Source organism: Salinivibrio sp. SS3 (assembly GCF_001722105.1).
GTDB lineage: Bacteria > Pseudomonadota > Gammaproteobacteria > Enterobacterales > Vibrionaceae > Salinivibrio > Salinivibrio kushneri.
On record NZ_MEBQ01000023.1, the window covers coordinates 188340 to 213512 of the forward strand.

Consider the following 25173-nt stretch of genomic DNA (forward strand, 5'->3'; position numbering starts at 1 on the left):
GGCAATGTAAGCCCCTCTGCTTAATCACGGTACTGTTTATAAGTTTACCGCGGTTAAGCCGGGTACTTGTCGGCACGATTGTTCAAATGCGCTGAGTTTGGGCGCCAAGTCAGCACTAACGAAGGTGTGTTCGAGTATTTGTACCTTACGTGCCAACTGCCAACTATCCACCGACGCCCCCTGCCCGTAAGGAATAGCATAAACATGAAAGTGCTGACGCTGTGCTACGTAATCCAAGTTTGGTGGCACACGGAGAGGCTGATAGCCCTGATTAAGGTAGATATAAAACTCGCCCATACAATTCGCGACCACATATGACCCTTGCTCACTGCGTAAGGCCAAGTAAGGCCGTGCGGTCTCTGCATATTGATTGATATGCCACTGATTCGCGTCAGGGTTAAGCTGAATCATTGGGGCAACAGGTCTCACTGGCGCAGGCGCCGCCTGAGGCTGAGGCACATTATTCACTTGCGTGGGCTGAGGCTCTGCGGGCGCTGGATCAATAATACGTACACGTTGAGCCGTCTGATCCTGATTTTGACCCAAAACGCGATCAACCCATTGCTGCCATTGATGCAAAGGGCTAATTAGCAGTGCTATCATTGCCCAAGACGCAAGCACCCAGCGCCACGATAAGCCAGGTTTCGCTGGCTTTAATGTGACAGGGGTGGCTTTGCGGGTAAGATCGGTTTCCAGTTGCTCTGCGCGCGTTAGCGCTTCTTTTAACTCGCGGTTCACCTGCAGCAAATCTTTTTTGCGTTGGTCCTGCTCGCGCTGTAAAGCATGATGTTGAGATTCTAACGACTGGTGCTGTCGCTCGAGTTTTTGATATTGCTCACGCCATTGGCGGTTATCAAACTCAAGCTTGGCCATTTTGGCCGTCAAGTGGGCGGGGATTTGGGTATTGGCTTGGCGGGACTTCAGTGTTCGGTTTTCTTGTTGCAACGCCGACACTTCTTTTTGCAGTTGCGCGATCTGGCTGCGCAATGCCGCTTGGCTGGCGTCACTTTGTGATTGACCGAGCGCACTCCCCTCGCCCTTGCCTGACTTCACCGCTTGATAGGCTTCACTGACCAGCTGCATTAGCCCCGTACTCCCTCCTTTGTCTGGATGTACGCGGCTAGAAAGTCGCTTATAGCGTTGTTTTATTTGCTCGGCATTATCGCCAGCATTCACGCCTAAAAGTTCGTTCCACGTGGTCATGTGACTGCTCGTTATCCTAGTATACGCCTGCCTAGATTAGTCAATTTATCGGCCAATGTGGTAAAAAATTAACCCCCTTTTGTCTCATTTAGCGTTAACAAACTCGGAGAAAGCGAGAGTTGTCGCCTCGGTTGTTAGAAAAAAACACTAGAAATTTGTATTTTTTGCTCTTAAGAAAGAATTATTCCCCGTTCACTCATTTTTGCATTGCATTCAAATTTTTGTGATCTATCATACTTTCCGTCATAACGACGTTCCGATGAAGACAGCAGGAGAGAGGTGGCCGACGCCATCCGCCGAAGAAGTAAATCTTTCAGGCACTTAATTGTATGGACTGCTGTTGGAGGAGACTCTGGAGAGACCCGTTAGTTCGGGCGCCGAAGGAGCAAGCTTGTTTTCAAGTGAAACTCTCAGGCAAAAGGACAGAGGAGATACCCACCCCAATATGTAGCACTTTTGTTAATATTAGTGTGGTCTATCTCCTCCTTTGATGTTTAAAGGGGGAATTAATGCCATTTTTTTCGCAACTACCGGATATACAAACACTTCTAGGCACCATTGACGACTGGATATGGGGGCCACCGCTTCTTTTGCTACTCACCGGTACGGGGCTCTTTTTTACAGTACGGTTGGGGTTACTCCAACTCCGTCGCCTGCCGTTTGCGCTCAAGCAAATCTTTAAGCCGTCGAACGCCAAAACCCAGGGGGATGTGTCAGGGTTTGCGGCACTGTGTACAGCCTTATCCGCGACCATAGGGACGGGGAATATTATCGGCGTGGCTACAGCCATCTCTCTTGGCGGCCCTGGTGCGCTGTTTTGGATGTGGCTCGCCGCCTTTTTGGGCATGGCGACTAAGTACGCCGAGTGTCTACTCGCGGTAAAATACCGTGAGGTCGACCATAAAGGCAACATGCTTGGTGGACCAATGATGTACCTGTCTAAAGGGGCCGGTAAACCTATTCTCGCCAAGCTCTTTGCTTTATTTGGACTCGGCGTGGCATGTTTTGGCATTGGCACCTTCCCACAAGTCAACGCCATTAGCAGCGCGGCGACCCATTTATTCAACATTCCTACTGTCGCCGTTGCTGGACTTTTGACCGTGCTTGTCGCCTTAGTGACACTAGGCGGAGTTAAATCCATTTCTGCCGTCGCCGCCAAGATTGTGCCCGTAATGGCAGTACTCTATGTAAGCGCATGCTTATGGGTACTCGTGGCAAACGCCGCGCAACTGCCACAAGCCGTCAGTTTGGTGTTTGAGTCTGCTTTCAACGGTATGGCCGCAACCGGTGGCTTTGCGGGTGCCGGCATGATGCTGGCGATTCAATCGGGTATTGCACGTGGGGTATTCTCTAACGAATCTGGCCTCGGGAGTGCGCCCATTGCCGCGGCCGCAGCAAAAACCGACTCCTGTGTCGAGCAAGGTTTGGTATCAATGACCGGCACCTTTATCGATACACTGGTGATTTGCACCATGACCGGGCTCACCTTGATCCTCACGCAATCTTGGTCGGGTGAGTTAGCGGGGGCCGCCATGACTTCACATGCCTTTGCGGTAGGGATGGAAAGCGCTGTTGGTCCGATGTTGGTGAATATTGGTCTATTGTTTTTTGCCTTCACCACCATTTTAGGGTGGCACTATTACGGTGAACGCTGTGTTGCGTACCTGTTTGGCAAAAAAGCGATTTATATCTACAAGCTATTCTTTATTGGCTTAATTGCATCTGGTGCCTTTATTCAATTAAACACCATTTGGATACTGGCCGATATCGTCAATGGCTTAATGGCTATTCCTAACTTGATTGGCTTATTGCTGCTGCGCAAGGTAGTGATAGCGGAAACTCAAGCCTACTTTGCTTCCTATGACAACCGCGCAGCCTCAAACGCTGTGCCTAACCAAGGCAACAATGCGGTGGTTGATACACAGTAAGCAAGTCATGTATTGGCGAATGCTCGTCTGATAAAAAGCCGAAGCATCGATGCTTCGGCTTTTCTTGTCTGCTCATTGTTCGCGTTCACGCATTGTATCGCGTTTACACACAAGCGATTAGGCGTATTGGCGCTGCGATTCTTCAATGCCAAGCTTACCCAAAATAGCACGTGGGTTAGTAAAATTACTTACCCTCACATCATGCTCCACTTTGTCACCGACGGCGACAAACTCATAGTTAAGAGACTGTGTGGCTTGTTTATCCCACACCCCATCACCAAAATAAATGCGACGCTCAAAATGGACACCGTAATCTTGTTTGGCACGGAACGCTGCCAATGCCATTACCTCGCTGCGACTCATCGCATCTGAGCAAGAAGAAAAGACAATACCGTCAATATTAAAACCAGCGGCTTTGAGTTTCATCCGTGCGGTTTCTTCCCAACCGCCTGTTGCTATCGCCAAGGCAACCGTGGGCATATGACGCATCTCATCAATAAATGCCACCGCGCCTGGCAACGGCTTTAATCCTTGCTGAGCAATGGCGTTGGCCAGTTTATGGGTGAATACGCGCTTTATTTCTCGAAACAACATGATTTTTTCGCGCTGAAGCTCATGGCTATCAATCAGTTCTTCAATGATCCCCGCATCGGTGACATTGGTATAGCCTCCCCAATCATCCGGCACCGTTAAGCCGGTGACGTCATAAACCGCTTCGCTAAAACACTCGTGGTCCATCTGGCAGCTGTCGACCAGCGTGCCATCCACGTCTAACATAAATAAATTTTTCACGCGCATTTCCTCAAACCCCGTTGCGTCCCACAAGCGACCGACTTGTGATTTGATCTGGCGCTTTGCCGTTCTTTGTCCTGGGTACCTAGCCAACACAACGGGCATTATAACATTATTTTTACATTTAGAACGACTATCGGCCGCCATCATACGCTCATACTCACGTCGCGCAACTCACCACGCCACGCGTATCGACATCAACAAAAATTTTGAACAAGTTTAACGAATCTGTACGCTGGTGTTCGTTGTGAAAATCTCTAGACTACATCGAGTCAACAAAACAACATCATGTGCAATACGCCCATTAACTTTAAGGAGAGACGCATGAAAGCGCTGGTATTGAAATCAAGTATTCTTGGCCCCTACTCAAGCTCAAACGCGGTGATTAATAGTGTGGTGGATGAGCTATCTCCTGACACGCTGATTGAGCGCGATCTTGCTTCTACCCCATTGCCAGTTCTCACTGGTGACAATGTGGGCGGTTTACGCGGGGCAGACGGGCTTACTGACGCCCAGCAACAAGTACAGCAAGCCTCCGATCAGTTGATTGAAGAAATTCAGCAAAGCGATACCTTGGTGATTGCGGCACCTATGTACAACTTTACGATCCCCGTGCAACTCAAAGCCTGGATCGATCTCGTTGCCCGTGCCGGCGTGACCTTCCGTTACACCGAAAATGGCCCCGAAGGTTTATTGCAAGGCAAGCGCGCGATTGTTGTAACAACCCGTGGTGGCATGCATAAGGGCGGCGCGACGGATCATGTCACTGGCTATATGCAAACCGTACTTGGCTTTATCGGCATCACCGACGTCGAGTTTGTTTACGCCGAGGGACTGGCGATGGGCGAAGACACTGCAAGCCAAGCCATTGATGAGGCCAAGCAAACGCTTAAGCGCCTTGCCTCATAACGGAAAGCGGTGCGGTAAACCGATTTCGCAACGAGCAACACTCTGCTCGCCTATGAGAGTCTGCCTACTGGCAGGCTTTCTTTGTTTCTGGATGCGTCACGCCTCCAATCACCCCAACCAAGCCAAGATTGGTGTTAAACGGTGCCAATGTTACCATGAGCCTTTATCGCAGGGTCTCAACCTGCCCCCTTTTGATTGATCAAGTTGGATTCGATTGTGACAGACGCCGACCAGCCAAGCTTTTTTTTCTACGACTTTGAAACATTCGGCACCCATCCAGGTAAAGACAGACCTTGCCAATTTGCTGGCGTGCGTACCGACAGTGACTTTAATGTCATCGGTGAACCCTTAGTCCTGTACTGTCAACCCCCCAATGACTACTTACCGGCACCGGAAGCCTGTTTGGTCACCGGGATTACGCCACAGCTGGCATTGAAAAAAGGCTTACCCGAGCCAGAATTCATCGCACAAATCCATGCTGCTTTCTCGCAACCCAATACCTGTATCCTTGGGTATAACAACGTCCGTTTCGATGATGAAGTGACGCGCTACACGCTGTACCGCAACTTTTTTGACCCATACGGCTGGAGCTGGCAAAACGGTAATTCGCGCTGGGATTTGCTTGATGTGATGCGCGCCTGCTACGCACTGCGCCCCGACGGCATTGAATGGCCCTACGATGACAACGGCAAGCCCAGCTTTAAACTCGAAAACTTATCCGTCGCCAACGGTATTGAACATAGCGACGCGCACGATGCCATGGCCGATGTACACGCGACCATAGAGCTGGCGAAAAAGATCAAGGCGGCACAGCCACGGCTATTTGATTATTTGTTAAAACATCGGAATAAAAACAAAATCAAGCATCTGATTGATGTGGTCAATATGACACCACTGGTTCATGTTTCCGGTATGTTCGGCACAGAGCGCGGCAACACCAGCTGGATCGTGCCCGTCGCCTGGCATCCTGATAACCCCAACGCTGTGATTACTGTCGATCTGGCCCGTGATCCAGCCCCTTTGTTTGAATTGGATGCCGATGCGCTTCGCGAACGTTTGTATACGCCCCATCACGCACTCGCTGACAATGAGTTACCCGCACCACTCAAGCTGGTGCATATCAATAAATGTCCCGTTCTCGCCGATGCGAAAACCTTACGCCCCGACGATGCCACCCGGCTCGGTGTGGATCGCGAAGCCTGCTTACAACACCTAAAAACATTGAAAGCCGCACCAGAATTGCGTGAAAAACTGGTTAATGTGTTTGCCGATGCCAAGCCTTTCGACGATCAGGACGTGGATACGGCCCTGTATGCGGGCTTTTTCTCGAAAAGCGATCGCAGTGCGATGGATATCATCCGTGCACGCGATCCAGAGAATCTTGCCGCCCTGGATCTCAGCGTTGACGACTGGCGTATCAAGCCACTGTTATTCCGGTATCGCGCGCGCAATTACCCGTGGACGCTGACCGAAGCCGAGCAGAAAAAGTGGTTTATGCATCGACGTGATTACTTTGAAACACACCTTGCTGCCTATATGGATAATCTGCAGCACCTCGCTGAACAGCACCAAGCGGAGGAGGATAAGGTGCGCATTTTAAAAGCGGTTTACCACTATGTGGAATCACTGGTTGGCTAACACGGGGACGGTTACGATAGACGCATCGCCGATACACCGACTGGTCAATACGGCGACCCAACCTCATTCCGACGTTCGTCTACCCACCAGGTAGCGAACGTGGATTCGCTGAGTCGCCTTCTTTTAATAACTTTATGTTTTTAAAGTAATTAACTAGCAATGCTGACACACTGCCTGCTTTGCCCTACCAAAAAAAAGATAGCTTGACCAGTTGCAGTTCTGTGATTTGAGTCCACACTTTTAAAAAGGATGTTGTTTGGAGTGTGGCAATGATGACAACAAAAGTAGATACGCGCTGTTACCGCTTTCCTGAGGTTGATTTCGAGCCAGAAAGCCGTACGTTATATTGGATCGATGACACGATGACGGTCCTCTCTTACGAAGAATCTCGTTTGCTCGAGATGCTATGCTACTATGCCGGAGAGGTACTCTCTAGCCGCACATTGTTCAAACAAGTTGCCTTACCTGATAGCTCATTTGCCCAGCATCAAAGTGTAGTGACATCATTAATGGCCAAATCCTACCGCAACGGCAAAAAATGCCTGCCGTTTGAGGTGGTCGGTGAGTTTGGTTTTCGTGTGTCACTGCCACAGCAAACACTGGCTAAGCGTCCAGGACGCGCTGCAAACGCTGCATCGCAGACGCCCCCAGCGTCTTTAACGGATTCAGCCACCATTGAGGCGTCATCGTTTAGTATTGCTAAACCACTCACGATCCTGATCACGGCAGCGGCAGTCATTATTGGCATGACAGCGTTACTGACCCAAGCTTAGCGTTGATGCCCGTGCTATGCCGCGGGCATGTTGTGTCAGAGCGTCATGGTAGCTTTGTCGATTGGTCTTGATATCCGGGAGAGAAATGATGCCACGCCACTACTTACCGCCTCTGTTGTTTATCACGCTGCTCATTCTCTCCGCACCGACTCGGGCGACTATTGAACAAACCTATGTGGCACACCTTGGCGCACTGCCTGGCTTGATCAATTTGGATGGTAGCGGCGCGTTTGTCGATTTTGTCCGCTATCTCGACGCGCAAGACCCAAGCACCAAGATCAATATCGAGGTTTTTCCGATCCATAGAGCGATTAATCATGTGGCCCAAGGTCAGGCTGATTTTGGTTTACCCGCCGTGCGCCCAACGCGGGAGGTATCCACCCTGCCATTCGACTTTAGCGAGGTATCATTTGGTCTGGTCACCCATGTCCTTTACACCAATAAAGCGGTCCCCCTTACAGTTAAAGAACTCTGGGCGAACCCCTCGCGCTATACCGTTGAGGCCGTCCCCTACTATATGCCTTTTAAAGTGCAACGCTCGCACAGTATTAAACAATCTTTGTTGCGTTTGGCGGCGGAAAGAATTGATGGCTTTGTTTGGGCGCAAGAGGAAGCAGACATGGTACTCAAAGAGCTAGGTTTGACCACGATAAAACGCGCGCACTTTGCCGACTTAGAAGATGTCTTTATTATCCCGAAAGGAGAAGCAGGTCGAGAAATCGATGCCTATCTCACACGCTTGATTACCCGTTTACGCGAGGAGGGGGATCTCGCGCGCGAGTATCGTAAGGTGCATCGCCCCTATGTCGATTGGCAGCCATAAATGCATTAACCGCCTTTCGGCTCGCAAACGTTTCTGCCTACTCACGCCGTCATAATGGCCACTTTCATCGTCATAGAAACATTGATGTCACTCTAACTTTCAGCAACAAATATCTCTTTGCAAACCACACGTGACATTAATCACACAACTATCAGAAAGGCTTCTCTACACTATCCGCCCGTTAATGATAAAGAAGAGATGCTATGCGAACCGCACTTACTGACGCACTGACACAATTACCCGACGCCCTACAAAGCGTCGTCTCTGATTGGATAAATAACGCAAACTTTGGTGCTAGCTTCACACCAGAGCAGGTGGCGCGGATGGAATCCGCCAGTGGCCTTAGCGGCGCCGCACTGCGTCTTGCTTTATTGCCTTTGGCGGCGGCCTACGCTGTTACCCCCATTTCGCAGTTTAATGTGGGTGCGATTGTCCGTGATGAGAGCGGCACCCTGTATTTAGGCGCAAACATTGAATTCACCGGGGTGCAGCTAGGGCAAACAGTGCATGCCGAGCAATGCGCTATCAGCCATGCTTGGACAAAAGGGGCAAAACGCCTCACCGATATTACGATCAATTACAGCCCATGCGGCCACTGTCGACAGTTCATGAATGAACTCAATGGCGCTGAGTCCTTAAGCATCCAGCTGCCACAATCCGACGCGAAAGATCTGCACACTTATCTACCTGAGCCGTTTGGTCCTGCCGATTTGGGCATTGAATCTCGCTTATTGACCGACGAGTCCAATCAATTATCAACGGATGATATTGATATCCCCTTGCTAAAAGCGGCCGCTGACGCCGCTAACCGCAGTCACGCGCCCTACTCAGGTAACTATAGCGGGGCAGCGGTTGAAACCAGTGATGGCGAGTTTTTCTCTGGCATGTATGCCGAAAACGCGGCGTTTAACCCAAGCCTTCCGCCTCTTCAGGTCGCATTAATCGCGGTTAATATGGCGGGCTACCATTGGACAGACATTCGCTCTGTTGCGCTGGCCGAGATGGCAAGTAGTACAGTCAGTCACCTTGCCGATACCCAGGCAACACTGGATGCCATTGACCCGGATATACCCTTAGTCTATTCAACCCGCTAAGCGCTTTCCTGATTGATCCGGTCTTCAGGGATTTCAGGTCGCCCTGAGGCCGGATTTGCGCTACTATCCGTGCGTCTTTTCTCTGATAGTCACGGCAATGAAACAGATTCATCACCCACTCCAAGGCGCGACCTGGATGCTGACCGCAGGCTTGTGTTTTGCCCTTGTTAACAGCCTGTCTCAGTACGTTAGTTTTAAAATGGGCTTACCCTCTACCACGGTTGCCTTCATTCAATACGCCATCGCCCTGGTGGCGATGATCCCTTGGTTGAAACAACTGGGGGTCCGTCAAGCACTGAAAACCCAGCACCTTAGTCAGCATTGCCTGCGGGTGTTTATCTCTGTGATTGGTATTCAACTGTGGCTCTGGGCGCTGGCCTATCCAGTGCCCATTTGGCAAGGGATTGCGCTATTAATGACCTCACCGCTATTCGCCACGGTCGGCTCGGGGCTATTTTTGCGTGAGCGGGTCGGGATCGCACGCGGCCTTGCGACGCTCGCTGGATTTTGTGGTGCCATGATTATCCTCGAGCCTTGGTCAAGTGCGTTCACTTGGGCAACCTTGTTGCCCGTGGGAGCGGCGTTTTTCTGGGCAACTTACTCTCTGATGGTGAAACGTTTATCCGCTTACGACCCACCCACCACCATGGTGGTATACCTACTCTTGTTGATTACGCCCTTTAATTTGCTACTCGCCGTACCTGATTGGACGCTCCCCCAAACATCCACTGCTTGGTGGATGTTATTTGGCGCTGGCATACTGACTGCCCTCGCCCAGTGGGCCATTGCGAAGGCATATGCCGTTTCCGATGCCTCTTTTGTCCAGCCTTTTGATCACGCTAAACTCCCTCTTAACGTCCTCTTTGGTTGGCTGGTGTTTAGTTGGGTCCCTCCCGGCCGACTATGGTTAGGGGCGGGTATTATTATTGCAGCGGTCTTTTTTATTACTCACTGGGAATCACGCCAATACACACAGGCCAAAAACAAGCTCGCGTAACCGGTTTTCCCGCTTCTACGTTCACTTGCCCACTAAGAAAGCGCTGTCAAAGAAAAGGGGCCGTTATGGCCCCTTGACGCGCTCTCATTCAAATCAGCCACTACGACGCCGCCGCTTTGATTAACCACACTTGTTCACCGCGCTCGCCGTCTGGTTCCGTGTGGGTTTCAAGCAACCGAATGTCTAACCCTTGGAACGCCTCTTCTACCACTGACGCATCAATGGAAAATGGCGGCGTGTCATCCGCTTGCGGATAAAATAAGGTAATCAGCAGCAAACGCCCCCCAGGTGCCAGCAAGGTTCGAATATGGCTGACATACTGCGCGCGCATCGCAGGCGGCATGGCCACCAAGGCCGCGCGATCATAAATCAATGGCATAGGACTCAGGCGCGCGGTAAAGAAATCGCCATTGATCAGCTCCAGTTCATCAAAACAATAATGGGTATGCCCTGACGGTGCGCGATAAACCTGCGGGGTATATAAGTTTTCCGAGAAAAAGGCACGAACGGCGATCTCACTAAGCTCGACGCCAATCACATGCTGGTGTTTTTCCGCAAGCCAGTTGAGATCGATCGACTTTCCGCAAAGGGGCACCAAAACCGTTTCGTCACTTTGTGGTGCCAGTGACGGCCAATGGCGGATAAGCATCGGGTGTACCGTATCTCGGTGAAAGCCTATTTGATTTTCAGCCCAGCGCTGATGCCAGAACTCTTGTTCCATGCGCTCTCCAACGTGATGAAAACCGTGATTTTAGCAAGTTATTTCCCCAAACTCATTCATCGTATTAACGCGATGCCTCGCGATCTAATTCCGATCCTGATCACAAACTAACCACTGAGTGACTTGCGAGTGACGCCACAAAACATTACTGTTTAAACATACAGTAATGATGATATATACAGGTTTTTTATGTACGTGACGTCCAATGTGTCAAATCAAGCGAAAGCTCAGTCTTCTGCGCGTGTCACGCCATCGTCTTGCTATCATGCTGCTTTTACCGTCACCACACAGGTAAACGCACACTGGCAGGCGATCTTACGCGCGATTGCACTACAAGCACGCCAGCCCAAGTGGGTCACGATCATTAATCCACCTCGCGCTTTAAATGCGGCACAGCTTAGCCTCTGGGGTATCAATACCAATCAAGTGCGAGTGGTCCATCGCCAAGCGGGGTACGATGATGAAGCGCTTATTGACGCAGCGTTAGCCGCTGACACCTCATGTGCCATTATTGCCTTTACCGCAACAGACAAGCCGTTCAATTATTGTGAGCAAAACAAACAAGGGATCGCGCGCGTCGATCCCGCCTTCATCCAGCGTCACTAATTCACGCAGTATCAATAAACTGGGCGTACGGGTGGTTAGGATTGAGGGTTAAGACTTGAGGATAGCGTTAGGCGAACCCATTCATGGTTCTCATTGCTGTACTCTATTTGCGCATCGGTTTGCTGGCTAATCGCTTCCATTTGCCGATATTCAAGGGCATAAGGCATTAAAATCGTTAGCTCTTCAATGCCTTGTTGACGTGCAATGCGTGCGAGCTGTACCAAGTTGGCTGTATCAGTGTTACGCACCGACATTACGCGAGTGGCTTGCTGGTAAAGCTGCTCTTGTGCAGAAAGCGGTGGGTTGCCATCACTGGTTTGGTGTTCAAGCACAGTCGTAAAGATGGGCAATAAACTGCGAAAAATATCGGTAAACGTCCAATTGGGTTGCTGACTCTCACACAAAAAGTGGGTGTAGTCGAAAACGACTTCTGTGGGCGCTTTCAGCTGGGTTGACAGCACATCCATGGCTTACCTCCAGACAGAAAATGAAATAGACACTCCCACTATAGGCAGTTTTAAACGTATGTCTGGAAGATCGTACAGTATTTTGCGCTTGATCATGCTTTAGATAAGGGAATACGCAATAAAGACATACTTCATTAACACCATAAAAACAACTGGTTGATAATAGAAATTTTTATTTACCCTTACATCACAATGCGGGAAAAAAATCAGACAAGCATATTAGCGAGTCGGGTGAACATCCGCTTACGCATTAAATACCGTCATCAAACACGTAAGCGGGTGCGCAAAGGGATCAGCAAGCTTTGTAAATCACCTTGTTAGCGGCGACTTGAACACGCTCAACGGCGCCTTCTTCGGTCAGCTTTTTCAATGCACCTGTCGCCCACGATGCCGCTTTGGTGTCTTCTTGACCTGCCGCAAGGCCAATCCCTTTTGGATTAATTCCTTCGGGGTTTGCTTGAACAATCTCGAGCACTTGCTGTTGCTTCGGCGTCAATGAAGAGGCTGCGCTCGCCACCGGTGCCTTGGTAGATGGTTTTGCGGCGGGTTTCGCAGCGGCAACCGGTTTTGATTTAACCGGACGCTGACGTGCTGGCGATGATGCCTTAACACGTTTGTTGAGTTTAAGTTGTACCTTACGCTTGTGAGAGATTTTCATTCAATCATCCTACTCCGACGCACTGCGTTCAGGCTTGCTGAATGCAGCGGGTGAAAAACAAAGCGCGTGTTATACCAAATTTCCCGCCACTTTTGTAGGTAACCGCCCCCTAATAGGCGCAAAGATCGTGATATTCAGCGATAAATGTTTACCAATCCAGTGATTCTTAGGCAAACTAATCAGACACTATGGGCGTATTATCCACCGATAGTTTATGAAAAATGCGGAGCGGTTCCGTCCCCCTTGCGTAGAATGGATGATCATGGATGCTTTAAAAACGATCAAAATCTATCCCCCTCAATTTGAAGCGGCGCGCTGGAGCATGTTAGCCGCCATGGCGGTCGCATTTCTTTTGATCTGCTTTTTCTTGGTCCAACCGACGCTCTCTCTTGGCCAGGGCGTATTGGGCTTGGCGGCGATGATGGCTATTTTTTATACCGTCAACCAGTTGCTTCAACGTGCTCAGCTCTCTTTTTCCTTATCATTTATGCATTTACAACACCATAGTTTTCGTGGTGGTTGGGTGCTAAAGTGGCGAAACATTGAAGCCATTGGCTTTCCGCATCTCCATCAGCAAGGGTTAGGTGAGCCACTTCCATGGGTTGGGATTAAGATTAAGGGTTACGATGCGCTTTTAGACAGCATCAGCTTGCGCATGGTGACCCATATTATTATGACGCAACGCGCGTTGCTGATCACGGCGTATCGGCGTGGAGACCATAAACCCAGCAAACCGCTGGAAGACATGATGTTTGATGACACACCCTATCGGGGAAGTAACGGCGTGCTCTACAAAGGCTTGATGGCCATGCTGGCAAACCGTATGCGCTACACCAGAGAATTGCTGGGGTACGATTTGTTTGTCAGTGAAGACTTGCTCGACAGGCCGCTCGAAGACTTTGTTGGCGTCACTCGGCGCTACTTGGCCGCTGCCAGCGGTGATCACTAACAGCCCCAGTCCTTAGCCTGGGGCACCCGCAAAGGCCAGCAGCTTTCGACGATATGCTAGAACGCGCCCGTCAAAAAGGGATTCGTTTTCCGCTCATGACCCAAGGTCGATGTCGGGCCATGGCCAGGGATAAAGGTCACATCATCCCCAACCGGCAGCAGGGTGTTTTTAATGGCGTTGATCAAGGTCGCATGATCCCCTTTAGGAAAATCAGTCCGCCCGATCCCCCCGTTAAACAGCACATCCCCGACCCAAGCGGTGCGCCCTTCTAAATCGACAAACACAATGTGGCCTGGGGTATGTCCTGGGGCAAACAACACTGAGAGTGTGCTATCGCCGACCGATACGGTGTCACCTTGTTGTAGCCACTGATCAGGGTCAAACGGCTCAGCGTGCGCGAAACCAAACATTTGGGCTTGTGCCGGCAACGCTTGTAACCAAAAAGCGTCTTCTTTGTGCGGTCCCACCACGGGGACATTCAACGCCCTAGCAAGCTCGACAGTGCCACCAACATGATCTAAATGGCCATGCGTTAAAAGGATTTTCGTCACTGTCACGTCTAGTGAATGAATGACCTGGCGAATTTTAGCTATATCCCCACCGGGATCCACGACAGCCGCCTGTTGCGTTTGGTCGCACCAAATAATGGAGCAATTTTGCTGAAATGCCGTGACTGGCACAATGTCATAATGCAACGCCATGGGGTTAACCTTCTCTTTGTCTGTTCAGTGGCGCAATAACACGCAATCCGTGACACGCCCTCAGGTTTTGAATCGTCAATACGCGCCTCACTATGCCATCCTGTCATCAGTTTGCAACTATGCTGCCAAGGAGGTGTCACTTTTACTATCTAGGCTAACGACGGGATATCTGGATAAATCAGATACGCATTTTTGCATGCAGGGTTGCTTATGTTAGATGTTGATAAAGTTCTATCGTCTCATTATCCCCAACTAGAACAGCGAGACTGGCTGAAACGCCCCGTCAGTAGAACCCTTAAACGGTTACTTCATGAACAGGAGTTTCAATCCTTTGCCGAGCGGTATCCTCATCTGCAAGGGTTTGAGTTTGTTGAGCAAGTGCTCGACTACTTTAACTTTAGCTATCGGGTGAGCGATCGTGAGAAAGAGCGAATTCCCGAATCAGGACGGGTAGTGATTATCGCCAACCACCCTATCGGCTCGTTGGATGGATTAGCGCTGTTAAAACTGGTGCGTTCTGTCCGACCGGACGTCAAAGTGATTGCCAACGATTTATTGATGCAAGTTAAACCGCTCCACGGTTGCTTATTGCCCGTCAACAATATGGGAGGATATACCCCGAAACAAAACCTACAAAATATCAGTCAGTGGCTGGAAAATGACGGGGCATTAATCATTTTTCCGGCCGGTGAAGTGTCCCGGGTGGCACCAACCGGGATCCGTGATGGTGCCTGGCATCCTGGCTTTTTACGCATGGCGACCAAATCAAAGGCACCGATTCTCCCGATTCACGTCCATGGCCGCAATTCCGCCCGGTTTTATGGCGCCTCCATGGTATACAAGCCGCTCTCCACCCTGCTGCTGGTTGAAGAGATGTTTCGCCAAGAGAACAATACCATTGCTTTTACCGTCGGCGAATTGATCCCGCACCACAGTTACAGTGCCACCGCCTCCCTCCCCGTCAAAACACGGGTTAAGCTATTCCATAAGCACTTGTATCGTATTGCCAAACGCAAACCTGGCTTGTTTCCCACAGAGTCAGCAATCGCCGCTCCCGAGCCTCGCTTAGCGCTTAAACAAGCCCTCAATGCCGGCCAGCAACTCGGACAAACACCTGATGGCAAACTAATTTATTTACTCGACTATCAAGCCGACTCCCCAGTCATGCGCGAGATTGGACGATTGCGTGAAGTCGCGTTTCGTGCGGTGGGAGAAGGCACAGGTCAGCGACGTGATCTTGATAAATATGATCAGCATTACTGGCATTTGGTCCTTTGGGATCCTGCCGAGCTCGATATTGTGGGCGCCTACCGCTTGTGTGACACCCAAGCGACGCTTAACACCCAAGGGCTGGATGGGATCTATAGCGCCAGCTTATTCGACTTTGAGCAAGGCATGCAGCCGTTTCTTGCGCAGGGGTTGGAGCTGGGACGTAGTTTTGTGCAACCCAAATATTGGGGAAAACGGAGTTTGGACTATTTATGGCTTGGTATTGGCGCGCTGCTCGCCCAGAAGCCACAGTATCGTTATTTATTTGGTCCAGTCACCATCAGCAACGCCATGCCACAGGCGGCTAAAGAGTTGCTGATTTTCTTTTACCGTACCTACTTTACTGGCGAGAGCGAGTACGCACGCTCTAAACGCCCCTTTGAACTGGCAGACAGTAAAGAAAGTGAGCTTCTGGGTCACTTCTGCGGGAACGATTACGCCAAAGACCTTAAACAACTTAAAATGCTACTCGATCACTTGGGCGTCGGGATCCCCACCTTGTATAAACAATACAGTGAGTTATGCGAGCCCGGAGGGGTCCAATTCTTGGACTTTGGTGTGGATCCTGACTTTGCCGATTGTATTGATGGCCTTGTGTTGGTCGACCTTAAACGCTTAAAACCCAAACGCTATCAACGCTACATTGCCCCTCACTTCAGCCACCAGCCTAACGCTGATACTTCTCATTGAGATAACGACAATGGCGTGGCTCGCCGACATCGACATGAAGAGGGAGCCACGGTTGTACGCGGCTTCCTGATGACTATTGCGCTTGCATCTCCACGGAATGACGCTGCTGGGTTAAATAACTGGGCTTTTGTGTGGTGATCGTCCGTTTTGCGGGGACATCGTAGGCGTACACGTCATCGCGAAAGGTCACCTCCCCGTCATCCGTGACCCAAGCCGTCTGATAAATGGTCTGCACCGCCAAACGTCTTTTGAGTGGTACCCACTTGGTCTGGGTTTTATCAATATAGTGCTGATAATCGGTCAGCTGCTTACCCGATAAATCCAGTAATAAGTCCGCCAGTTGCTCCGCTTGCTCGACACGGATACAGCCGGAACTAAATGCACGCCGTGATCGGCTGAATAAACTTTGCGCTGGCGTATCATGCAGGTAAATCGCGTTACGATTGGGCGTGTTAAACTTGTATTTTCCGAGGGCGTTGCCACGACCTGGTGCCTGCTGAAGTCGGTAGGGAAATCCGTCGACTGACACTTTTTGCCAATCAATCGAGCTAGGATCTATTTGGGTATCACTTTGCCAGTTGGGCAGAATGCGGTACTGATGCTGAGAGAGGTAGTCGTGCCCATCAACCAGCTTGGGTAGAATATCTTTTTGCACGATGCTCCGGGGCACATTCCAGCTCGGATTGAGTACCACAGAGTCGAGTCGTGACGAGAACAGGGGCGTACGTCTCGATTGGCGACCGACCACCACCTTGCTTTCGAACACATTCTGATCGTTAGCCCACAGACGCATACGATAATCAGGGATATTAACCACAATGCGATCCGGTTGTTGCGCTGACCACAAGCGTAACCGCTCTGCGTTGAGAGCAAGCAACCGGATCCGCGCCGACGCATCTAAATTAAGCCATTTCAAGGTTGATGGGCCAATGATGCCATCCACACTCAGCCCATGTTGTGACTGAAATCGTTTGACAGCATCGAGTAAATCGCCGCCATATCGCACCGTTTTACCATCCAGTGCCTCCAACCGCTGACTGTCCCCCCAATAACCCTGCATACTTAGGTTATCGACGAGATTGAGCGCCAGAGATATCGTGACTGCTTGGTCAGGGTAAATTAATCCATCGCTGTTCACGCTGGGCCACATTGAGCGGGCTTGCCGTTGTAAACGAACAATCTGCTTAATAAGCGCGGTATATTGTGGATGCTGAGGTCGAAGCTTACGCAGAAAAGCAGGCAAAGACGGCCCCAAACCGGCTTTAAAAACCGCCTTTCGCTGAGACACGGAGGGAGCAGGCAATGGCGTGTGATGCAGCGAGCCAAAAAACCAGCGCATACCTTTATCGGGCACCGCGTTCAGGTAACTCATCAAGGCATACGCCGTGTCAGTAGCAAAAATATCATACGCGGTATCGCTACCCTGTTGGCGGAGTTGGCGAAGTTGCCAGGCACGCCACTCAAATTCAGGACTGAAGCTGGCCAATGAAATCACATTAACTTGCGTTGCCAGCTCGTCCCGCGCTGCATCCTGGGTCCAAAGCAGAGAAAACCCATTATCGAGATAGTCTTGCGTCAGCGCTGAGGGATAGGCTAAGACAGTGGCATCGGGGGCGGCCGACTCCAACCAGTCGCGCGCATACTGATAGGCGCGTTGACGATGATCGTCAGCCGACAGGGTTTGCTCAACCGACGCCGCTGGATCGGAGGCCGAGTGCGCCGAGGTGGATGGCGTCGCCAGCAATCGCATGCCATCGGCTTCGATCGCCTCATTTGCCATACCGGGGTTTACCCAAAAACAACATCCTATCAGAAGGTTAGCCAACCAGGCATCGTGCCTTCTCACCATACGCCCCTCCTCATCCATGCTTTAATTATGGCAAATTTTGCTCCCGTCTCGACAAAATCATCGTCTGATTTTTTTCTCTCTCCCAACCCGCAATAAAACAAAAAGCGGCAGCCTGTTCAGACTACCGCTTTTCACGCTACCACGCGTTCATTACACCAGCGTTATCCAATGATTATCCCATCGCACTGGCGTCATCTGATAATCGGGATGGTGTGCGCTATCAAGTGTCACCATTTTGCCGCCCCCCGAACTCAAGTTGATCACATCACCGTCACGACTGGCACCAGAGGCATCCACCAATGGATGCAAACCTATCATATTTTGGCTGTCTAATGACCAGATACCATAGCAATTGCCTCTGGGTGAGGTCGCCACCACCCAGCCATTGAGTGTCGCGATACTCGCTACATAGTTGTTAAATCGAGCCCATTGTTCAGGGGTGGCATTAAGCATTTTCATCGGCTCACCACGACGGTGAATGGCCACCAAGGGCGCATTATCCTGGCTATGGTATTGCTGTCCCGTCACCACATAGCCATCCTCCGACACCATCAAATGACGAATACTCAGCTTTTTATTGGCTAATTCAGCACGCTCAACCACCTCACCCGACTCGATGTCGATGTACACCAACGCCGGTGACATTGAATCGATATTTAGCACGGTGCGGCCATCGGTATGCATGCCACCGACCCCGACCACTAGCGTATTAGCATCCGCCAGTGCAATCTCATGAGGACCAATCCCAAAACCACTGATCTCACGTACTTTTTCCACCTGGCCACGGGCGCTTAGCCGATAAACACCGACCACGCCCTCACTGGTTTGACGTTTACCTTCAGTGGTATATAACCATTGACCCTCATCAGAAATCGCGCCATGCCCATAAAAGTAGCGGTCTGCACTGGCTGTTACCTGTGACAGCGTCACGCCACGTTGATAGTCAAACACCTGCATAAAATCACCGGGCCGACGCGCAAATGCCACACCCAGTGTCCCGACCGCTCGACGTTGAGCGGCGACACCATGACCGCGCGCGGGCAACGGAAGACGGAATACGGGCTGCCCGTTTCGATCCGCGCCGACAACCGCGAACCTTCCATCACTGCTTAGCGCGCAGCCGAGTAGATCACAACGCGCTGACGTGCTGTTACCGCGACAACCACTCAACGCATTGACCACTGTAGGCAACGCCGCCCCCATCAGTGCCGCTTTTAATAAGCGGCGTCGCTTTAAACTAGTCTCCATCTGATGCATTAAACCCGACGATAATCCCTAAATCTTGCGCGACCTGACCGCCAAGCACCAATTTGAGATATTCAAGATTATTGTAAACAGTGAGCATGTCTCGATATCCCGCCACACTATTAAGCCTGTCAAATAAGGGCTCACCATCTTGCGGCACGCTGTTATATGCCAACTGCCAATGCTCGCTGACACGATCCGCGACCTCATCATAACCTCGCTCACGGAGGGATTGTTCAATGCCACCCTCAGCGTGATATTGGGTTTGCATCGCTTTGATGCTTTGGCGTAACAGTGTGAGAGAGTGCCGTGAGCGCCACGCTTCCCCTTGGTAAGGATTAGGAAAGCCCGGTTTACCCAGAGGGCCGGAGAGCTTTTTCAGCACATAATCCAGCTGATGGGTCAGCGCACCGAGCTTTTCTGACACCGCCATCGAAGGCGGCATGCCACGCCAAGGGTTGTGCTGCCAAGCCGCATTGAGCGCAGATGCCGTTTGTTGCAAGCGAGCACTGACCGCCATCGCCACTTCACAGTGCTTCGGTTGGCTCAAATCAGCTTGCTGGTCATAGAGCAACCACTCCATCGCGCCAACGCCTTGCACGGCCACACTTTGCTCGGCCAATGCCTCCGCGGTCCACTGTGTGTCGCTGGCCAGCAAGGCATTAATTTTTCGCCCTGTGGTATTCTTTTTGTCCGGATAAAACTGAATACGCCAACTTTGCGCCAAGGCGTCCTCAGACCCTTTTTCTACCCCTTGTAATGGCATCCAATTGGCCATCACTGTTTTCCACGCTTGGCGCGCATCATCAATCGGCGTGCCCTGAGTACAGACCGATTGCGTGGTCTTAGCCAGATCCGTGGTCGCAGAAAGAAACTGCTCACTTCTCTGCTTTTGTAGTTGCCAAAGGCCGTGATTCGGCCCGGTCTCGGTTTGAGATAAACACCCACCGAGTAATACCGTGGCGCTCAGAGAGAGCGCGGCGATAGGATTGAGTCGAAAACGCATGCGACAAGACTCCAGCATATTGTTGTTATAAGGAACGTAAAAACGCGATTAAGGCGTCACGCTCCGCTTTCGGCATCGCCAGCACCCGCTGTTTCGCACTGGCGGCTTCGCCATCATGCCATAAAATGGCTTCCATAAGGGTACGCGCGCGACCATCGTGCAGATAGGTGGCATCCGCATTCACTTCTTTGGTGTACCCAATCCCCCACAAAGGTGGTGTGCGCCACTCTCTACCGTTGGCGATAAACTCTCCTCGATGATCCGCTAGCCCCGCTCCCATGTCATGCAACAACAAATCCGTATAAGGATGGATACGCTGCTCGCTCAGTGCGCTAAGTTCGGGGCGTTTTGCGGTAGTAAATGACGCCACATGGCACGCATTGCAGCCCGTTTGCACGAAGATATCTTGCCCCTGTTTCACGGCAGGATCCTGCATATTGCGACGCGCTGGCACCGCCAAATGACGGGCGTAAAATTCGACAAACCCGAGGATATTATCGCTGACTTCTGGATCGCCACCATTAGGCATCTCGTCGCACACAGACTGTGACGGCATACAATTGTGGTGCGGAAACATGGAAGTGGTTAATCCCACATCGCCATTGAAGGCCGCGGCGTTTTGTTGGTTAACCGTGGGCAGTCCCGCCTTCCAACCAAACCGACCAAGCGCAGTGCGTTGCTTCTCGATATCCCATACTTGATTGGGACGACCTGAGATCCCATCACCATTGGCATCTTCAGGATCAGCCAGTGCGTAAATGTCTTCCTCTGGAATAGATTCCAACAATCCCAATCCAATCATAGGGGGCGCAATCCGCGCCGACATCTGAACATTCTCTGCCATCGGCCCATAGTTAAGCTCGGTGACGGTTAAATGTGGCTGACGCAGAGTGACTGTCTCACCATCGGCAAAAGTCACAGGAACGGCTGAATAGGTTAAGGCAACCTTTCCTTCTGGCTTCGCACCTGGCAGGGCAAAATCTTGTAACTGTCCCCCGTAATTTGGCTCGGGCATATTGCCATATTGGATCAATTTCTGCCGTTCTGCTTCGGTCATTGCCGGCACACTCAATCGCACCAACATCGACACGGCATTAGTATCACCAGGAGAAGGCGGATGCCCACGGCCATCTTTAATATGACAATTCTGACAGCCATTGGTATTGAATAAAGGGCCAAGCCCATCACGCGCATCGGTTGAAGCCGGCGAGCTGACCCAAGGGTTACGAAAAAAACTGTTCCCGACACTGAAGTCGATGCGCTCGCTCATGGGTAAGTTAGCGGCAGGCTGGGAGAAAGCGTTGGCCCCTTCTTTAATCACCGTGGTACTGCCACCCGAGGTGCGTTCGAAAGCAACCGCTGACGCGCTCACCAAGGCACTGACGCCGATTGCACCGAGGTAAACAATGACTTTGGACTTCATGTTGTATCCTGACAAAGCAAAAAGCCCCGCGGCACGGGGCTTGACATCATTAGCGGACAATTAGAATTGATGATCCGCGGTATCTGGATTGAGGTTATCAATGCCGATGATCTGAGCGGCTTTCTCAATGTGTTTGGTTTGGTCAACCAGTGCGGTGATGGATGCATTGACGAGTTGGTTACCCTCATTGTTGCCCGCCGCGATTAATTGATCAAAATGCACATTGTCTTTTTCCGCTGACACAACAAGTGTTTTTACTTGCTCACGCGCTTGATCAAAGCTTGTCTTGATCACGTTGGCCGCGTCAGTATCTTTGTCTTTAACTAAGTCAAGCACGGATGGCCCTGTCAGTTTGCTACCGTCAACACGCTGATAAGCGCCCATCATGACGTTGTAAATACCCTGCTCATTGTAAAAGTGCGAGTTGTGGGTATTATCAGAGAAACAATCGTGTTCGTCTTCGGTCGAGTTGGCTTCCAATGCGACTTTCATGCGCTCACCCGCCAATTCACCCAACGAGAGAGACCCCATACCAAACAGCATCTTACGTAAGCCGTTCTCGCTAGAATCCGCTAACAGACTCGCGCGGTAGTTGTCTTTATTACCGTCCACCCACTGGTCGCGCATCCAGGCTAAATCATCCACCAAGAGATCCGCGGCCGCTTTCAAGTACTCGCGGCGACGATCGCAGTGGCCGTTCGTGCAGTCTTCCCCGTAAGCAAAGTCAGAGTATGGGCGCTCGCCCGCACCTGGGTTAGTACCATTTAAGTCTTGCCCCCACAGCAAAAACTCAATCGCATGATAACCGGAAGCAACGTTCGCTTCTGACCCGCCTACCTCATTGAGACTGGCCAACAGTTTTGGCGTAATGTCAGCCACATCGAGATCCGTCGCACCAATTTGAATGCTTTGGTTAGCAATAATGTTTGCTGTCGCACCGGCGTTACCCAGCTCGGCTTGGTAACCGTCCGCCACATAATCAATCAAACCTTCATCCAGTGGCCATGCGTTCAGCTGCCCTTCCCAGTCATCAACAATCGCATTGCCAAAACGGAACACTTCTGACTGCTGATAAGGCACTCGTGCGTCTAACCATGCTTTTTTTGCTGCCTGAAAGGTTTTTTGAGAGGGGCTGGCAGTAAAAGCCTCAATGGCTTCATCAAGCGCGACCGCCGTCGTGTGGGAGTCTGCGAATACCGCATGCGCGATATCGGCGTAATGTTCAACAACGTCTTCTTGCGTCGCCGCATTAACGCCCAGAGACGCGGCAAATAAGGAAAGCGCAATAAGGTTACGCTTAAAAGGGGTCATTTCCATAGTGCTTTGTCCTTCGCTTTAGTATGAACAGTTATGAGAACTATTATCGTTTGTATGCGAGAGATTCTAAGCATTATGTTACTAAATGCAACAAGGAATTGAGGCTATTATCAAAGCTGTGATCTCCACACTCCAAGCAGGGTTTGGTGCAACTTGTTGCAACGCTGATCCGACCTCTTGACTACTTAAACTAATGACTATGTAGCACTTTTTGCGTCCGCTCACTGAAACAGTTAAAAATAACAATAAATTAGATTTAATTTACACGCTAAGGGTTATAATAGACTGAAAGCACATTGATTATTTGATAGTGAAAAAACCATAAAAAATCGATTTTTCTCTCGATGCCTTTGCACTCCAACCGCGGGTATTGTAAGTTTCGTTGGCGATTTTTTCTGGTGGAGGTGAATAAATGGAAAAACACGAAGAAGTACTGGTTGCGCTGCGGCAAATCATCCGCGCAATAGACTTGCATTCACGAAAACTTAACAAAGTCTCTGGGATCACGGGCCCACAGCTGGTGTTGATGCGTGCGATCAAAGAGTTGGGTCAAGTGACTATTCGTAAGCTCTCTACTCACACCAACATGAGCCAGGCAACGGCAACGACGATTCTTGATCGTCTTGAGAAGCGCGGATTAATTTTGCGTGTTCGTAGTGAGCTTGATAAACGTAAAGTGCATGCCCACTTGACCGAGCAAGGGGAAGCGGCGTTAGAACAAGCACCCAAACCCCTACAAGAAAACTTTATTTCACGCTTTCAAAGTTTAGATGAGTGGGAGCAATCGTTATTACTGTCTTCGGTACAGCGTATCTCTTCGATGATGAACGCCGATGATATTGATGCGGCACCGATGTTAGAAGTGTCTGCCCTCACCTCACATAATTCGCAACTCCAAGCAAAAAAATAATGGTCTCCGGCGGGTAAACAGGATGTCTCCACCGGTCTCACCTGCCTACTACGGCGTAATAAAAGAAAGTGGCGTATTAAAAGCAAGGGATGTTCGCTTTTTGTCGCCATCAGTCATGAACTGGCTCTACATGTAACACCCAGTCGCACCGCTTTCCGCTCATCCGTTATCAATGTGCCATATTGCCCCTTTCCGTCACCAAACAATCAACCAAAAAACGGCTAATGGCCGCCTTATTAATTGAGAGTCAGTCGGTTACACGCTGTTATTTAAGGGACATTGTGTCCTTTTGACGCCACCCATATCCGATACCATTGCTCACGCGTGAGGTTAAGGTCATGAGCCGCTTTGGATGCTTTAACGCGTTCAATATTCCCCGAGCCAATAATCGGCAAAGGTTGAGACGGATGACGCATCACCCAGGCATAAATCACCTGATCGATCGTCGCACCACCTAGCTCTTCGCCAATAGCATGCAAGGTATCACGTACCCGTACAGCCTGCTCAGACTCACCGTTAAACATCTCGCCGCCTGCAAGGCAAGACCACGCCATCGGTTTAATACGCAACCGCTGTAACTGATCCAGCGTACCGTCATGCACCACATCAAACCGTAGCGGGTTGATTTCCACTTGGTTGGTCACCAAGGATTCATCCCAACGAGACTGAAGCAGGTCGAACTGTGAAGGCGTGAAGTTAGAGACACCAAAGTGCGCCACCTTGCCGTGGTGGCGCAGCGTAGTGAAGGCTTCAGCCACTTCATCTGCATCCATTAACGCATCAGGACGGTGGAGCAGTAACACATCCAGTTTTTCTACGCCCAAGCGTGACAAGGAATTATCCACCGACGCCAAAATATGCCGGTAACTGGTATCGTAATGGTTGATTTTACGGTTTGGGGCCGCCTCACTGACCAAATTGATATCGCATTTCGACACCACTTGGATATCGTCTCTGACGCTGGGGTCAAGCTTCAGCGCTTGGCCAAACAGTGTCTCACAGCGATAATCGCCGTAAATATCCGCATGGTCGACCGTGGTAATACCTAAGTCGATGTGCGCCTTAAGAAAGCTTAAGCGCTGCTGCGGCGTCATTTGCCAATCATCCAGCCGCCAGTAACCTTGCACCATGGGCGAGAAAAACGGACCGACTGGAGAAATAGATGTCGCTTTAAACTCTGACAAAACGGATCCTTTATGCCGAGA

Annotated in this window: 23 protein-coding genes and 2 riboswitches; of the genes, 11 read left to right on the forward strand and 12 right to left on the reverse strand. The window is 50.7% G+C overall.

Annotation, left to right across the window (positions count from 1 at the left end; all coding sequences use genetic code 11):
* Nucleotides 1-36 precede the first annotated feature (36 nt).
* A complete protein-coding gene (locus BGL48_RS09970) occupies nt 37-1203 on the reverse strand; it encodes a J domain-containing protein (RefSeq protein ID WP_069362492.1) in 1167 nt (388 codons plus the stop codon).
* Between the two features lie 259 nt (nt 1204-1462).
* A riboswitch (glycine riboswitch) is annotated at nt 1463-1550 on the forward strand.
* Nucleotides 1551-1553: 3 nt separating this feature from the next.
* A riboswitch (glycine riboswitch) is annotated at nt 1554-1631 on the forward strand.
* 81 nt (nt 1632-1712) lie between these two features.
* On the opposite strand from BGL48_RS09970, the gene BGL48_RS09975 reads away from it, so the two are divergent.
* On the forward strand, nt 1713-3131 hold the full coding sequence (locus BGL48_RS09975; protein WP_069362493.1) for an alanine/glycine:cation symporter family protein: 1419 nt from the start codon (nt 1713-1715) through the stop codon (nt 3129-3131).
* 117 nt (nt 3132-3248) lie between these two features.
* Here BGL48_RS09975 and BGL48_RS09980 read toward each other — a convergent pair whose 3' ends face one another.
* Nucleotides 3249-3923: an HAD family hydrolase gene (locus BGL48_RS09980; protein ID WP_241828147.1), complete on the reverse strand. Its 675-nt coding sequence runs from the start codon at nt 3921-3923 to the stop codon at nt 3249-3251.
* A gap of 324 nt (nt 3924-4247) precedes the next feature.
* On the opposite strand from BGL48_RS09980, the gene BGL48_RS09985 reads away from it, so the two are divergent.
* The 6 genes from BGL48_RS09985 to BGL48_RS10010 all read left to right on the forward strand — a co-directional run bounded on the left by BGL48_RS09985 (nt 4248) and on the right by BGL48_RS10010 (nt 10157).
* Nucleotides 4248-4832, forward strand: coding sequence for an FMN-dependent NADH-azoreductase (locus BGL48_RS09985; protein ID WP_069362494.1), 585 nt, complete (start codon nt 4248-4250; stop codon nt 4830-4832).
* A gap of 216 nt (nt 4833-5048) precedes the next feature.
* The gene (gene sbcB / locus BGL48_RS09990; protein WP_069362495.1) at nt 5049-6470 is read left to right on the forward strand and encodes an exodeoxyribonuclease I; all 1422 of its coding nucleotides are present in this window, start codon (nt 5049-5051) and stop codon (nt 6468-6470) included.
* A 269-nt stretch (nt 6471-6739) separates the two neighbouring features.
* Nucleotides 6740-7243: a hypothetical protein gene (locus tag BGL48_RS09995; RefSeq protein ID WP_069362496.1), complete on the forward strand. Its 504-nt coding sequence runs from the start codon at nt 6740-6742 to the stop codon at nt 7241-7243.
* Between the two features lie 85 nt (nt 7244-7328).
* The gene (locus BGL48_RS10000; RefSeq protein ID WP_218089804.1) at nt 7329-8066 is read left to right on the forward strand and encodes an ABC transporter substrate-binding protein; all 738 of its coding nucleotides are present in this window, start codon (nt 7329-7331) and stop codon (nt 8064-8066) included.
* Between the two features lie 203 nt (nt 8067-8269).
* Nucleotides 8270-9160: a cytidine deaminase gene (gene cdd / locus BGL48_RS10005; protein WP_069362498.1), complete on the forward strand. Its 891-nt coding sequence runs from the start codon at nt 8270-8272 to the stop codon at nt 9158-9160.
* A gap of 97 nt (nt 9161-9257) precedes the next feature.
* Complete coding sequence (locus BGL48_RS10010) at nt 9258-10157, forward strand: DMT family transporter (protein ID WP_176719651.1); 900 nt, start codon at nt 9258-9260, stop codon at nt 10155-10157.
* A 100-nt stretch (nt 10158-10257) separates the two neighbouring features.
* On the opposite strand, the gene BGL48_RS10015 is transcribed toward BGL48_RS10010, so the two are convergent.
* Entirely contained in the window at nt 10258-10878 is a 621-nt protein-coding gene (locus tag BGL48_RS10015; protein ID WP_069362500.1) for a thiopurine S-methyltransferase, read from the reverse strand.
* Nucleotides 10879-11067: 189 nt separating this feature from the next.
* Here BGL48_RS10015 and BGL48_RS10020 point away from each other — a divergent pair, with 189 nt between their 5' ends.
* Nucleotides 11068-11484, forward strand: coding sequence for a hypothetical protein (locus BGL48_RS10020; protein ID WP_069362501.1), 417 nt, complete (start codon nt 11068-11070; stop codon nt 11482-11484).
* Nucleotides 11485-11519: 35 nt separating this feature from the next.
* Here the strand turns inward: BGL48_RS10020 and BGL48_RS10025 are convergent, their stop codons facing one another.
* Complete coding sequence (locus BGL48_RS10025) at nt 11520-11951, reverse strand: hypothetical protein (RefSeq protein WP_069362502.1); 432 nt, start codon at nt 11949-11951, stop codon at nt 11520-11522.
* 292 nt (nt 11952-12243) lie between these two features.
* The gene (locus BGL48_RS10030; protein ID WP_069362503.1) at nt 12244-12609 is read right to left on the reverse strand and encodes a MarR family transcriptional regulator; all 366 of its coding nucleotides are present in this window, start codon (nt 12607-12609) and stop codon (nt 12244-12246) included.
* Nucleotides 12610-12871: 262 nt separating this feature from the next.
* Here BGL48_RS10030 and BGL48_RS10035 point away from each other — a divergent pair, with 262 nt between their 5' ends.
* Entirely contained in the window at nt 12872-13558 is a 687-nt protein-coding gene (locus BGL48_RS10035; RefSeq protein WP_069362504.1) for a DUF2982 domain-containing protein, read from the forward strand.
* A gap of 56 nt (nt 13559-13614) precedes the next feature.
* On the opposite strand, the gene BGL48_RS10040 is transcribed toward BGL48_RS10035, so the two are convergent.
* Entirely contained in the window at nt 13615-14259 is a 645-nt protein-coding gene (locus tag BGL48_RS10040; RefSeq protein WP_069362505.1) for an MBL fold metallo-hydrolase, read from the reverse strand.
* Nucleotides 14260-14469: 210 nt separating this feature from the next.
* Here BGL48_RS10040 and BGL48_RS10045 point away from each other — a divergent pair, with 210 nt between their 5' ends.
* A complete protein-coding gene (locus BGL48_RS10045) occupies nt 14470-16218 on the forward strand; it encodes a GNAT family N-acyltransferase (RefSeq protein WP_069362506.1) in 1749 nt (582 codons plus the stop codon).
* 73 nt (nt 16219-16291) lie between these two features.
* On the opposite strand, the gene BGL48_RS10050 is transcribed toward BGL48_RS10045, so the two are convergent.
* The 5 genes from BGL48_RS10050 to BGL48_RS10070 form a co-directional block, all read right to left on the reverse strand.
* Nucleotides 16292-18067, reverse strand: coding sequence for a L,D-transpeptidase family protein (locus tag BGL48_RS10050; protein WP_176719652.1), 1776 nt, complete (start codon nt 18065-18067; stop codon nt 16292-16294).
* 150 nt (nt 18068-18217) lie between these two features.
* On the reverse strand, nt 18218-19315 hold the full coding sequence (locus BGL48_RS10055; RefSeq protein WP_069362508.1) for a DUF1513 domain-containing protein: 1098 nt from the start codon (nt 19313-19315) through the stop codon (nt 18218-18220).
* Nucleotides 19305-20318, reverse strand: coding sequence for an imelysin family protein (locus BGL48_RS10060; protein WP_069362509.1), 1014 nt, complete (start codon nt 20316-20318; stop codon nt 19305-19307). The genes BGL48_RS10055 and BGL48_RS10060 overlap by 11 nt, the downstream gene beginning before the upstream one ends.
* Before the next feature lie 25 nt (nt 20319-20343).
* Nucleotides 20344-21741, reverse strand: a complete 1398-nt coding sequence (locus BGL48_RS10065) for a di-heme oxidoredictase family protein (RefSeq protein ID WP_069362510.1) — start codon at nt 21739-21741, stop codon at nt 20344-20346.
* Nucleotides 21742-21801: 60 nt separating this feature from the next.
* Nucleotides 21802-23058, reverse strand: coding sequence for an imelysin family protein (locus BGL48_RS10070; RefSeq protein ID WP_069362511.1), 1257 nt, complete (start codon nt 23056-23058; stop codon nt 21802-21804).
* A 412-nt stretch (nt 23059-23470) separates the two neighbouring features.
* Between BGL48_RS10070 and BGL48_RS10075 the strand changes: the two genes are divergently transcribed.
* Nucleotides 23471-23968 (forward strand): MarR family winged helix-turn-helix transcriptional regulator, encoded by a 498-nt coding sequence (locus BGL48_RS10075; RefSeq protein WP_069362512.1) that lies wholly within the window; start codon nt 23471-23473, stop codon nt 23966-23968.
* A gap of 269 nt (nt 23969-24237) precedes the next feature.
* Here BGL48_RS10075 and BGL48_RS10080 read toward each other — a convergent pair whose 3' ends face one another.
* Nucleotides 24238-25098 (reverse strand): aldo/keto reductase, encoded by an 861-nt coding sequence (locus BGL48_RS10080; protein ID WP_069362561.1) that lies wholly within the window; start codon nt 25096-25098, stop codon nt 24238-24240.
* Nucleotides 25099-25173: the final 75 nt, after the last annotated feature.